The following is a 12,608-nucleotide window of genomic DNA, read 5'->3' on the forward strand; positions in this document are numbered from 1 at the left end:
ATTGGCATTATAAAGAGGTTGGAGGTCTTACCTCAATTTGCTACTAATTATTGTAACAACGCGGCGTATTTTTAGGCAACAAGGCAAACTTAAAGCACCACTAGCTTGATCTCGCCCTTAAAACCAAAGAGTATGTGCGCCTCGCTATGAGAGAAGGTTAACATGAAGCAAGCCATCGAATTTTTGCACCAAAAAGCTGACTACCTGAATGTCGGCCCCCGAAAGAAGCAACCCCATTCTTCTTATATTCTGGTCCATCAAGGATTAGTTTTGATCCGCCTTGGCAAATTGGAGCTTCCCATATGTAAAGATCAGGGCTTCTGGCTTCCTTCTGGCTGTTTGAGTTCCGTGACTGTTTTACAGGGCTCGGTGGTTTCAACGTTTGATTTCTCTGTTCGTTCTTCAGTCGTGCTCCCCAATTGCGCCGGTTACGTTATGCCATCCATGCTTATCCAAGGTGCCACACAACAACTGAAGCAAACGACTCGCGAAAGTTGGGATAGTCCCCATGGCCGTCTTCGGAGATGTGTAAGAGATTATCTAGCGACGGTAACACCGAACGATAAGTATGACGCAAAAACCATGCTGTTAGCTCAAGAGATAGCGAGCCTTGAAACCCCACGTAACAAGAAAAGGCAAAAAGACAACAATAATTTGGAAACAACAGGATTTTCTGAAGAGCAAATTGCCTTGCAACTCAACATCCGGGATTGTGTGAAAAAGCTGAAGTCTGGCCAGAAGTTGACCAAGATTGCACTTCAAGCATCAATGCCTGAACAAGAACTGATGCTGCTGATAGAAAGAACGGCTGGTGCTATTTAAATGGCACCTGCATTTGAAGTAAGAACTCGGTGTTGGTTTCTTCATGCCATCGCATATCAAACCGGTACCGAGCATCAGTGCTGCTGGATTCAGTAGTAAAACTAAAATTCAGGCCATGATTTAGTAACCAGTCCTCCATCCCCAATTCTGTAAAGCTCTGCTGTTGATACTCTTCCGGTTTCCAGACGCCAAATCCGTAATACGAAGCGCCAGTCTGAGCAGAAAGAAAGTGCGGAATGTCCCAGTCATGGTTCCAACTATCCCAAATTGTCGGAACCATGTGATCTTCCACCTGCCACTCAATCACCGTTCGATCCTGTGATTGAGAAAAATTAATCGCGTTGGCAACATCTACGTCACCTGCTGCACTGCTATTTTCAATAAAGGCAGCCGAAGAAAGGGACGGCATAACCAAAAAGGTCGCCGCTATGAGTCCGGGTAGTATTATATAAATCAAGATTATGTATCTTCCCTTGCTCTATCATGCACCTCCAAACTGCCATTAGCGTCGGGATTTCGCTAAAAGCTCTATCAAATAACTGCGCTGATAAAGTCGTTGTTTCTTTTAATGGCTGAAGTCTTCAGACGTCAATTTATTAGCCAAGGCTGGGGTAGTCAGGTCATCAATTGATTCCCCTGCCAGCAAACGTTCCCTGATCGTCGTACTTCTGACTGGCAGAGTCTCAGGGCATGCAAGTACGTTCCATCTTTGCAAAATCTCTGCCGACTTGTGGAACTTGGAAAAGTTTAAAAGGTTATCAGGCCCAAGTACGAAGGTGAGGTCAGAACTGGGATATTGCTTCTGAATATGATTTAGGAGTGCCCAAGTTGTCACCGACTCCTCTGCACACAAAGTCTCTTCTTCACGATAAAGCACTAAATTTTCACAACTAGATTCTTGGATAAAGTCACTGACCCACTCACAGCGCTTTGAAAAATCTGCCATCTGTTTACCCCAGGCATGGGCATAACTTGGTACCAAAAGAACCTGGTCAAAATGACTAAGGCGTTGAACGACGCTGAGGTGACCCAAACTCGGTGGGTTAAATGCGCTGCCAAAGATGGCAATATTTTGCCGTAATTCCGTTTTACTCATTTCTTCTTATATCTTTTCGCATCCATGCCCTATTGATAACCGATTCACTCAATCTCCTTCAATCTATTTGCGAAGAAAGCGGGATTGAATGAACAAGAAACCACCTAATAGACCTGTTCTTGCATCAATTTGGTGAGAAAGTAACACTACTAACGCCCTAAAAGGGTGAAATACACGCGAACAACGAATCAAGATAAGATTGATCATGATTTTGCGCGTAGGATGTTGCAGAATATAAGAAACATGTCACCAGGGTCTGTCTTGAAATGGAACAAGCTATCCGCGAAGAAATGCGAGTATTGCCAACCATCGATGCTGAATTCGAAGTTCAACGTCGTATTAAATTCATCAAAAATCGTTTGAAAGCCTCTGGCACCAAATCTCTGGTTCTTGGCATTAGTGGTGGTGTTGACTCTTCCACATGTGGTCGTCTAGCACAATTAGCGGTTGAACAACTGAATGAAGAAACAGGTTCATCTGATTATCAGTTCATTGCTGTGCGTTTACCTTACGGTGTTCAGAAGGATGAAGATGAAGCTCAATTGGCACTCAGCTTTATCCAACCAACACACTCTGTCAGCGTGAACATTAAAGATGGTGTTGATGGCTTGCATGCTTCAACACTAACCGCACTGGATGGTACAGGACTTATCCCAACAGACAATACCAGAGTCGACTTCGTTAAAGGCAATGTCAAAGCTCGCGCTCGTATGGTTGCCCAATACGAAATCGCTGGTATGGTTGGAGGCCTAGTACTAGGAACAGACCACTCTGCAGAGAACATCACTGGGTTCTATACCAAATTTGGTGATGGCGCATGTGACTTAGCACCTCTGTTTGGATTGAGCAAGCGTCAGGTGCGTCAACTCGCTGCTCATCTGGGCGCACCAGAGTTACTCGTTGTTAAAACCCCGACAGCTGACCTTGAGGAACTCTCTCCTCAGAAAGCAGACGAAGATGCACTTCAACTGACTTACGACGAGATTGATGATTTTCTGGAAGGTAAATCCGTTGAGGATCGCGTTAAAGATCGCTTGGTGTCTATTTACAATGCCACACAGCACAAGCGCCAGCCAATCCCGACTGTTTACGACGACGAATAAACTCTTTCGCCTGTTAGAACACAAAAGCGCTTTTGATGAGCGCTTTTTATTTGTCATTATTCAATATTAGTAACGGGCAATCTTATCCCCGACTTCAATCAACATATCCAATTCCCACCAGATCATTTCACATAAGCCGTATCGATAAGCCGCTTTACGAAATTCAGGATGTTCGCCCTGATACATGGCAAACTTTTCAGGGTGGAATAGCCGGCAAGCTTTAACGTTAGACAATCTATCACAGGCTTTTACAATTAAAGCCAGTCTTGCCGCTTCATCAGATTCATCAAGTTGAAGAAATCGCAGATTAAGTTGCCGTTTTTTATCGCTTCGATCTCCGGCGACAGGATCTGTTAAGTAGCTAACCGCTAGCGCAACTTTGTCACCAAAGTCATGGACTAACTCGTCAACGCTTGTCGTCGTATCTTCTAGCACATCGTGCAATTGAGCTACGATCATGGCATTGATGCCAAAAGGTTGTGCTAGCCTCTCAACATCGTCCAAATGGATGTAATAAGGAAACTCTCCATAGCGCTGCCCTTCGTGACGAGCGCGAGCGAATGTCTTTGCCAGCATTAACCGATCGTTCAACGTCGCCCCTTTACCCTATTAATTCCCTTGTTATAAACAAGGTTAAAAATCCAGTTCCTAGGATAACGTTAGGAAATAAAAAGAAAAACGGCCAAATATTGGCCGTTTTCACATTATTCATCTTTTTTGGACGCTTCGCGCTCGCGAATCTCATTGGCCACCAGCATAATGGCCTCTCCGCTACTCATGCCCTGAGCCATCAGTGCGTGAATTCGTTCCGCTGCTTCTTGTTGTTCAGCATGGCTCAGCGTTGGCATACCGTTCATTTACGACCTCGAAATCAATCTGTTTGAGAAGCCGCACATTCTACTGCCAATTGCCTTAGAAGGTAAATGCCAGTTGAACGGAACCACCGTAGCTATTGCTGTCTATCAACTGCGCCGCCAAATCAAAGTTTACAGTATTGAAAGGTGACAGACCGAGGCCCAATGTCACTGTGCCATCCAAAGTATCTTCAAGATCGTTGATGTAACCCGCTCTCATCTGAGCCCAGCCCCATGCATTAAACTCAGCCCCCAAACGTACTAACTGAGTATTGTCAACAATAGCCGGACCACCTTGAGCAGAGAAACGTTTTTGTTCATTAAGATCTACATCAATGGCTGCGACAAACAAATCGGTCACAAACGCACCACCCACTGTGTAAAGTGGCTCGATGTGATAAGTGTAAACTCTACTATGAATTCCAGACACTGGTACGGTATTGATTTCATGTGATATTAGATTCTTGGCTGCAAAACCAAGCCGGAACGGGCCCGTTTGCCATGCTGCCCCTAAATCTACATTAAAGGCACTTTCCTCTGTTCGGTTGGCATCCGAATCCCAATCGTCTCCTTCAAAATTGTCAACGTTCACTTCATAGTGGTATGTATAGTACTGTTGGGACTTAGGCGTTATACCAATAGCAATTCGTTGACCAGCTAATTCCAAATCACTAGCCAGAGCCAGCCCAACATCAACCACACCAAACGCTAATACGCGTCCTTTAGAACCTAACGTCGCAGGTACAACACCGTTGTTGATGGCATCAATATCGCTTTGCTCTATTTCTGGCATAACAATGGCTTCGGTATAGCCTTTTACAAAGAACGTGCCAGAGACAGTAGACGTAGGTATTGTAATTGCCCCACCAATACCACCGTTCAAATAAGCAAGTTTGTTTTGTACATTACTCAGTGCATTTGCAGTAGCAGTCTGATTCACCGGATCTGTTGGGTTAGCAGTGAAAGCGTCGTATATTTCGCCAAAGTCTTCCAGACTATCAACCAGTTCATCGGGATCTCGCACTTGAAGACCTACAACAGGGAAAAGCACACCAAAGGAACTGGTAGGCTTCATGGCAACAAGCGCAGGGTTATGAAAACCTGCAGAAAGATAATCTGATGCTGCTGTACCAGCCCCACCCATAGCATCAATTCGGCTATCAATACTGTAGTTTGCAGCTAACGCTGGCATAGACATCAGCGCAATGCTGAGTGCGAGTAGACTCTTTTTCATGACAAGAATTCCATCTCAAAGGTTCAAAGGCGGGAGACACGGTGAGTTATGCACTCATAATCGGCATTGTGTCTGCTTTAGTTAGACATGTTAGTAGAGGGTTCTTAGCAATATAGAGATAATTCTTTAGGTTGTGACATTAATCGCATCAATGAGTTATTCGGTTGATTTATGGTCGGGTGACTAATACTGAAATATCATTCTTGCCCTGCCTTGAGAGATAGCTCCCTCAAGTCCACATCAGGCAAATCAATGAACCTAGCAATTCGTTGGACTTCTTCGAACAGAATGGCGCCTTGCCAACGTCTTTCGATGAGCGCGACGGAAAACCAGTATTGTCCGTTAGGCACGTCAATAACCGGTAATGATGTCGGTAGGTTCTTATCTTTCTCTTCTGACCAAATAGGAGCATCTTCGCCCACATCGGTCTGATAAAGATTCATCGACAAAAATGGTCTGGGACAAGTGCTTTTCAAGTCTGTCGGTGGAGCGATTCGCCAGCTACGACTGTCTTTCCAACTGATTTTCTGAATAGGCTCAGGCTGGGAAACCAAAATCCACGAAGACCAATTTTCACCTTCGGTCGAGGTAACATCCAGCTTGTAAAGTCCGGCATGAACTGCCCCAGATAGACCTCTAATATCAAGCTTAAAGCTTTTGGCGTTATCAGGTATCAAATTGGCATTGAGTAACTTCTTCTCAGGCCACTCTGAAAAGGTGACATTTAAGACCCCGGTATCAGAAGATCCATAGATTGAGAATTGGTAATACACCCGATTTGGGGTTTGTACTGTTTCTCTACGAATCACAATCGCCTGAAGCCAACTGGGAAGTGAGAGAGTGCTTAAACTCCTGCCGCAATCTTCACTGATAGCCAAAGAGAGTAGTTCTGTGAGATGACGCTGTTCTGTATCCGTATTGTCTTGTTGCCAGGCCTCTACCATGGCTTCAAAACTTTGGGCGGTATTCCCTTCAAGTAAACGCTGGTGGGCAGATGTCAATGCATCTGACCCGCTAAACCAAGCTGCAGCAGTGCCGAAAGGAAATATCGTTGCAATAAAGAGGAATACCGTTGGTTTCATCAGTGCATTTTCATCCGGTAGCCCACACCACGAAGTGTTTCGATTTCTACTTCAGGTAACTTTTGGCGAAGCTGCAGTACGTGTGTATCAACAGTACGCGTTGTTGGGTAATGGTTGTAACCCCATACCTGATCAAGTAACTCATCACGGGTAAAAACTCGACCCGCATTCTTGGCCAAAAATGCCAGCAAGTCGAATTCTGTGCGCGTCAGAATGACTTCGCTCTCAGAGCAAATTACAGAGCGTGTAGACAGATTGATTCGCAACTTACCGACAACAATATCATCAACGGCAGAAGTTTCACCTTCTGTAACAGAGCGACGAAGATGAACACGGATACGCGCCAGCAGCTCTGCTTCTGCGAAGGGTTTAGTCATGTAGTCAGTTGCACCTGAGTCCAAACCACCCACCCGATCTCGTACCGAGACCATCGCAGTCAGCATGATAACTGGGACTTCTTTGATCTTTTTCCACGCAGGAAGCCATTCCATAGAATCGCCTTCCGGTAGCTGGCGATCGAGAACGACTAGATCAGCTTTCTCCCAAAGTGCTTCTACTTTACCTGCGCAATCAGCGTAAAGGCATTTGTATCCGTTTTGTTCCAAACTGGCGAGAAGACCATCTGCCAAGTTTGCATCATCCTCAACCAGCAACAGAGTCGTTTGTTGGGTCACAAGGTATCTCCAAAGTAAATGTGGTTGGTGGTCCAGACAAAGTCAGTCTGCCCCCCATCCTTTCTATCATTGCTTCAACAATTGTCAGTCCTAGCCCCAGGCCTTTCTCGCTGACAAAGGGTTTTCGAATCATTTTCCAATCTTTTGCGGTCAGTCTTCCCTGATCCTGTACACGAATCGATAACAGGCCGCTATTTTTTTCGGCAAACACCATAACAGGTGCTTCACCGTATTTTTTAGCATTGCTAATAAGGTTGTCGAGTGATGTCGTCAACCAATAAACGTTGACCGTAACCGGTCCATCATCTTTCACTTGCAATTCTACCTGGCGTTCATCACACAGGTAACCAAGCCAGTCTTGCAATGATGGAATGTCTTCCCTCACCAGTTGCTGCTGGTTTGATTGCAGATAATCTTTACTCGCCTCTGCAAGCTGCTTCAATCGCATAGAATCTTCACATAGTCGACGAAACTCATCATAAAGGGGCTCAGGTAAACTGTCGAATTTACGACGAAATCCTTCTACCGTCATTCCCAGACTCGCAATGGGAGTGCGAAGTTCATGAGTCAGGATCTGCAAAACCAGCATACGTTCCTGCATAAGGCGGCGTTTAACTGTCCAGCGGTTAAATACCCATCCCGCGATCCACAGTAAGTTGATAACAGCCAGCGCAATGACAAGCTGCGACCAATAGGATGGCGCAAGCTTCTGGTTCCAACAGACATTACCAATACGCGATAGACAGAAGCCATTCTCATCGATCGGTGAGGCCAGCAGGTTTTGATTTTCCAACAACGGCATCCACGAATCTGCACTGTACACCTTGTATTGACTACCCTCACGTAGCCACAAGTCTTCACCAGAAAGAATCGACTCTGCACCACCATTTAATGCATTAACGCCATTTTCTGGCATGCGCTGAAGGCGCCCGAGCAGAGTTTCCGGAGGAGAAAGTAACCTTTCTTTTATATGGAAAAAGCGCAGCAACTCATCACGGCGGTCCGGGAATTTCTCCACATATTTTGCCGCATAGCTTCCTCCGCCCGGATGGATCAGGTTTGAGCGGGAAAACCATACAGAAGGTAACTGGGTGTTGAAACACATAGCGCGTGTGAATACTAAGGGGTCTGTCACAAGCGGACTAAGCGGCCATGGCCCTTTACACTTTTCCGATGACTGATAAAGGCGTTTAAGATCTTTCAGCGGATAGTTAGAGGACTGTGGTAGAAGGCTGTCAGGCACTAACAGTGCTTTTGGATATTCGCTGTGAATAGCATTAAGGGCATAAGTAGCAATTGGTCGTTCAGCCAATAGCGACAGCCTGAACGCACTAAGCTGTTCAGGGAATGACGCATTAGCCCAGACAGGTGAGCTGAGGAGTGTAAAACAAACAATCAGAAACTTTTGCATGGCGTGAGATTACCATCAAAATATTTCACAATGTCAGTAGTTTGTAAGAGTCTAAGCAAGAAAAATCGCTATCTGCTGCTTTCACGCACAAAAAAGGCCAGCATGTTGCTGGCCTGATTCATTTGTTTCGCTGGATTAGATAGCTTTCGAGATAGCGTCCACACTCTCTTTCGCATCGCCGAACAGCATGGCTGTATTCTCTTTAAAGAATAGCGGGTTCTGTACACCAGCATAACCTGTGTTCATAGAACGTTTGAATACGATTACGTTTTTCGCATTCCACACTTCCAAAACTGGCATGCCAGCGATTGGACTGTTCGGATCTTCCATGGCAGCTGGGTTTACGGTGTCGTTTGCACCAATAACCAATACAGTGTCTGTTTCAGGGAAGTCATCGTTGATCTCGTCCATCTCCAAAACGATGTCATACGGTACTTTTGCCTCAGCAAGCAGTACATTCATGTGCCCCGGAAGGCGACCTGCAACAGGGTGAATACCAAAACGAACATCAACGCCTTTCGCACGGAGCTTTTCGGTGATCTCATGAACTGGGTACTGTGCCTGAGCAACCGCCATACCGTATCCAGGAGTGATGATCACAGAGCGAGAGTCTTTCAGCATTTCTGCTACTTCATCAGCAGACACTTCACGGTGCTCACCGTAATCAGTATCAGACGAGACTGAAACTTCCTGACCAAAACCGCCAGCGATAACACTGATAAAAGAGCGGTTCATCGCTTTACACATGATGTAGGACAGAATCGCCCCTGACGAACCTACCAATGCACCCGTTACGATCAATAGGTCGTTTGCCAGCATGAAACCAGCAGCCGCTGCGGCCCAACCAGAATATGAGTTCAGCATTGAAACGACAACTGGCATATCAGCGCCGCCGATAGAGGCCACCAGGTGGTAACCAAATGCGAATGCAATCAGTGTCATCAAAATCAGCGCAAACGTACTGCCATCAGCTTTCACGAAGTAAACCATCAGCAGCGTTGAAACAACAACAGCCGCAAGGTTCATTTTGTGTTTGTGAGGCAAATTCAGAGCGGAAGATGAAATGATACCGCGCAGCTTGCCGAATGCGACTATCGAACCTGTGAAAGTCACAGCACCGATGAACACACCCAAGAACACTTCAACCATGTGAATGACGTGTTCGGTATGAGCGAATTCACCTGAGTACGCTGGCGGTTCTAAGTAGCTGTTGTAGCCGACCAAAACCGCAGCCATACCTACAAAGCTGTGTAGTATCGCAACCAGTTCTGGCATTTCAGTCATTTCCACGCGTTTCGCGTAGTAGATACCGACGGCACCACCAATAACCATAGCGAGGATGATCCAAGTCAAACCTTCTGCATAAGGGCCAAAAATGGTGGCGATGAGTGCGATACTCATACCAGCGATACCAAAGTAGTTACCTGATTTTGCTGACGTTTGCTTTGATAAGCCAGCAAGGCTCAGGATGAAAAACAGTGCAGCAACAATATATGCCGCTTGTGCTAGTCCTGCAGACATTCTTTGCTACTCCTATTAATCTTTACGGAACATTTCAAGCATGCGCTTGGTAACCGTGAAGCCACCAAAAATATTTATGCTTGCAATGAGAACGGCAATAAAGGCGAGGAAAGAAACCACACCGTTGCCTTGACCAATTTGAAGTAGCGCACCCACAACGATGATACCTGAGATAGCATTTGTAACTGACATCAGAGGAGTGTGTAGAGCATGTGTCACGTTCCAAACCACGTAGTAACCGACAACACAAGCGAGCACAAATACAGTAAAGTGTGAAAGGAATGCTGGTGGAGCAACAGACGCTACCCAACCAAAGGCACCCAAACCTACAACCAAAGCTGCAATCTTCTTCGTTGGTGAAGTTGGCTCTTCAACTTTTGGTTCTTTCGCTGCAACAGGCTCAGCTTTTGCCTGTGGCTGCGCTGAAACTTGAATAGGTGGCGCTGGCCAGGTGATTTCGCCATCTTTGACAACAGTCACGCCACGCAGAACCACATCTTCAAAATCGATGTCGATGTTGCCGTCTTTTTCTTTACAAAGCAGCTTCATCAGGTTAACGAGGTTGGTACCGTAAAGCTGAGAAGATTGTGTTGGCAGGCGACCAACCATGTCGGTGTAACCGATAACTTTAACGCCGTTATCTGTTACAACCACTTTGTCTGCTTCTGTGTATTCGCAGTTACCGCCATTCGCGGCAGCCAAGTCAACGATCACGCTGCCCGCTTTCATCGAATCAACCATCTCTTTGGTCACCAGTTTTGGTGCTGGGCGACCAGGAATCAGTGCGGTAGTAATGATGATATCAACGTCTTTTGCTTGTTCAGCATAAAGCTCAGCGGCTTTCTTGTTGAAGTCATCAGACATTTCTTTCGCGTAGCCGTCGCCGCTGCCCGCTTGTTCCTGAAAATCTACTTGCAGGAACTCAGCGCCCATACTTTCGACCTGCTCTTTAACCTCAGGACGAACGTCAAACGCACGAACAATTGCGCCAAGGCTGCCGGCAGCACCAATTGCAGCCAAGCCCGCAACACCAGCACCAGCGACGAATACTTTGGCTGGTGGCACTTTACCGGCTGCAGTGATTTGGCCTGTGAAAAAGCGACCAAACTCGTGTGCGGCTTCAACCACTGCACGGTAACCGGCAATGTTTGCCATAGAACTCAATGCATCCAGCGCTTGTGCACGAGAAATGCGCGGCACAGAATCCATCGCCAGAACATTGATTTTTTTTGTGGTGAGATCTTGCATCAAAGCTTCATTCTGGGCAGGCCAGATAAAGCTAACAAGCGTTGCGCCTTCTTTGATAAGATCTATTTCGTCAATACCTGCCGCTTCGTCTTTATGCGGCGCATTAACTTTGAAGATTATGTCAGATTGCCAAACAGCGTCGGCATCAACAACTTTCGCTCCGGCCTGCTCGAAAGCAGCGTTATCGAAACTCGCCAGTTGCCCGGCATCCTTCTCGACAACAACTTCGAAGCCCATTTTTAATAGCTGCTCAACCGTTTTCGGTGTGGCAGCAACTCGCGTTTCATGAGCAAGTATTTCTTTTGGAACACCAATTTGCATAGTTAGTCCCTGACTATTGGCAGTGTAAGTAATTTGTTTGTAGCGAACTGAAAAAGCTTAATCAATACTTTTGTAGAAAAAATACCAAAATAATCTATTATCAAGCCCTTAACGAGCTAATTTTAATGCCTTTTGGTAATAAAATAACACCGTTTGTTTAAGACCGGAGGTCAGACCTGACTGAGCGTGATTCTACTAACTTATTGATTTAACTCTTACTAACTTCCAGTGATCTCACACATCTGTGACGTTTCGTATCCTTACGAACCGCTGTTGTACTTTGTGACCGAAATTTCAATTTTTGCTTTGATCTCGGTCAGGTCCGAAAGATACCTATGGGGTAACCATAACGTCCTGATCAATCAAAACATTCTTTCGCCCATTTGATCGATAAACAATTGAGACTTTTTAAGCATCAACTCATTAGCGCTGTCTTTTGAAGGCAGAAGATCCGAACGGATAAAACTATGGGTTTTAAGCTGTCCATCCACTTCTTTACAAATGCGCCCGTTAATTCGGAATTGTCCACCTTCTGACTTTGCTTCGGCGTAAATCAGAAAACCTTTGTATATGGTTGGCTCTGTTTCTTTAGTCGGCTTTTCTTTACTGCTGAATAACCAATCAAAAAGTCCCACGTTAAGTCACTCTCAATATTTGAACCAGTTCGATAGTTCATAGTGACGAAACGCCCAGTTTTTGTCCAGCGCATCCGAAGGGAAAATTGAGGTTTGAACGAGATAAATTCTTGGTGGGTGCGAAAAATAAAAAGCGTTGACTCTGATGCCAACGCTTTTCTTCTTTAAGTAAATCTAGATTTGCTTCTAGCGGATCAGCCCGATATCACGCTTTATGTGCTCTGGGAGTTCATTCGTCGAACGAACCGATTTATTCAGCTCACGTGTGCGGAGTACGTCCATCGCATGGGCAATCAATCCATTGAAAGAAACCGCATAGTTTTTTTGCACTTTTTCTACAGAAGCAACTGCTGGAGCGAAGTTAACTGCCTGTGTCATAACCGCCTCACTATGTGATTGTCTTTAATGAGTAAATTCTAAGCACTTGTTGGATATTAATAAAATGACTTAATTTACTATAATCAATTAGTTTTACTAATCCAAAGTGAAATCTCACTCACTAACATAAATCTTCTATTATTCTCTATTTATATGAAATAAATGAGATGAATATGAAATTAAATCCATTATTAATATTTATTTATCAAACCACTTTCAGTTTGTTAAC

General features: G+C 45.3%; 14 protein-coding genes. 2 read left to right on the forward strand and 12 right to left on the reverse strand.

The genetic code is table 11. The features are described 5' to 3' along the window. Positions 1-162: 162 nt before the first annotated feature. Complete coding sequence (locus VP504_RS24080; protein WP_325894549.1) at positions 163-822, forward strand: hypothetical protein; 660 nt, start codon at positions 163-165, stop codon at positions 820-822. Here VP504_RS24080 and VP504_RS24085 read toward each other — a convergent pair. After that, positions 815-1,279, reverse strand: coding sequence for a hypothetical protein (locus VP504_RS24085; RefSeq protein ID WP_325894550.1), 465 nt, complete (start codon positions 1,277-1,279; stop codon positions 815-817). The genes VP504_RS24080 and VP504_RS24085 overlap by 8 nt on opposite strands. 108 nt (positions 1,280-1,387) lie before the next feature. Beyond that, positions 1,388-1,918, reverse strand: coding sequence for a nicotinate-nicotinamide nucleotide adenylyltransferase (locus tag VP504_RS24090; RefSeq protein WP_325894551.1), 531 nt, complete (start codon positions 1,916-1,918; stop codon positions 1,388-1,390). A 266-nt stretch (positions 1,919-2,184) separates the two neighbouring features. Between VP504_RS24090 and nadE the strand changes: the two genes are divergently transcribed. Beyond that, complete coding sequence (gene nadE / locus VP504_RS24095; protein ID WP_325894552.1) at positions 2,185-3,021, forward strand: ammonia-dependent NAD(+) synthetase; 837 nt, start codon at positions 2,185-2,187, stop codon at positions 3,019-3,021. A 66-nt stretch (positions 3,022-3,087) separates the two neighbouring features. On the opposite strand, the gene VP504_RS24100 is transcribed toward nadE, so the two are convergent. From VP504_RS24100 to VP504_RS24145, 10 genes are all read right to left on the reverse strand, one after another. Further along, positions 3,088-3,612: a phosphohydrolase gene (locus VP504_RS24100; RefSeq protein WP_325894553.1), complete on the reverse strand. Its 525-nt coding sequence runs from the start codon at positions 3,610-3,612 to the stop codon at positions 3,088-3,090. A gap of 113 nt (positions 3,613-3,725) precedes the next feature. After that, positions 3,726-3,878, reverse strand: a complete 153-nt coding sequence (locus tag VP504_RS24105; protein WP_325894554.1) for a YoaH family protein — start codon at positions 3,876-3,878, stop codon at positions 3,726-3,728. Positions 3,879-3,933: 55 nt separating this feature from the next. Beyond that, the gene (gene traF, locus VP504_RS24110; RefSeq protein ID WP_325894555.1) at positions 3,934-5,109 is read right to left on the reverse strand and encodes a conjugal transfer protein TraF; all 1,176 of its coding nucleotides are present in this window, start codon (positions 5,107-5,109) and stop codon (positions 3,934-3,936) included. 197 nt (positions 5,110-5,306) lie between these two features. Further along, positions 5,307-6,191 carry a DUF2861 family protein gene (locus VP504_RS24115; RefSeq protein WP_325894556.1) on the reverse strand — a complete coding sequence of 295 codons (885 nt, stop codon included), beginning with the start codon at positions 6,189-6,191 and terminating at the stop codon, positions 5,307-5,309. Then, positions 6,191-6,865 (reverse strand): response regulator transcription factor, encoded by a 675-nt coding sequence (locus VP504_RS24120; protein ID WP_325894557.1) that lies wholly within the window; start codon positions 6,863-6,865, stop codon positions 6,191-6,193. Before VP504_RS24120 ends, VP504_RS24115 begins: the two co-directional genes overlap by 1 nt. After that, entirely contained in the window at positions 6,834-8,276 is a 1,443-nt protein-coding gene (locus VP504_RS24125) for an ATP-binding protein (RefSeq protein WP_325894558.1), read from the reverse strand. The genes VP504_RS24120 and VP504_RS24125 overlap by 32 nt, the downstream gene beginning before the upstream one ends. Positions 8,277-8,411: 135 nt before the next feature. Beyond that, entirely contained in the window at positions 8,412-9,797 is a 1,386-nt protein-coding gene (gene pntB / locus VP504_RS24130; RefSeq protein ID WP_325894559.1) for a Re/Si-specific NAD(P)(+) transhydrogenase subunit beta, read from the reverse strand. Positions 9,798-9,812: 15 nt separating this feature from the next. Continuing rightward, positions 9,813-11,366: a Re/Si-specific NAD(P)(+) transhydrogenase subunit alpha gene (locus VP504_RS24135; RefSeq protein WP_325894560.1), complete on the reverse strand. Its 1,554-nt coding sequence runs from the start codon at positions 11,364-11,366 to the stop codon at positions 9,813-9,815. Positions 11,367-11,728: 362 nt separating this feature from the next. After that, positions 11,729-12,001 carry an HlyU family transcriptional regulator gene (locus tag VP504_RS24140; RefSeq protein ID WP_325894561.1) on the reverse strand — a complete coding sequence of 91 codons (273 nt, stop codon included), beginning with the start codon at positions 11,999-12,001 and terminating at the stop codon, positions 11,729-11,731. A 186-nt stretch (positions 12,002-12,187) separates the two neighbouring features. After that, positions 12,188-12,379: a hypothetical protein gene (locus VP504_RS24145; RefSeq protein WP_325894562.1), complete on the reverse strand. Its 192-nt coding sequence runs from the start codon at positions 12,377-12,379 to the stop codon at positions 12,188-12,190. Positions 12,380-12,608 lie beyond the last annotated feature (229 nt).

This window comes from Grimontia sp. NTOU-MAR1 (genome assembly GCF_035758505.1).
In the GTDB taxonomy this organism is placed as follows: Bacteria; Pseudomonadota; Gammaproteobacteria; order Enterobacterales; family Vibrionaceae; genus Enterovibrio; species Enterovibrio marinus.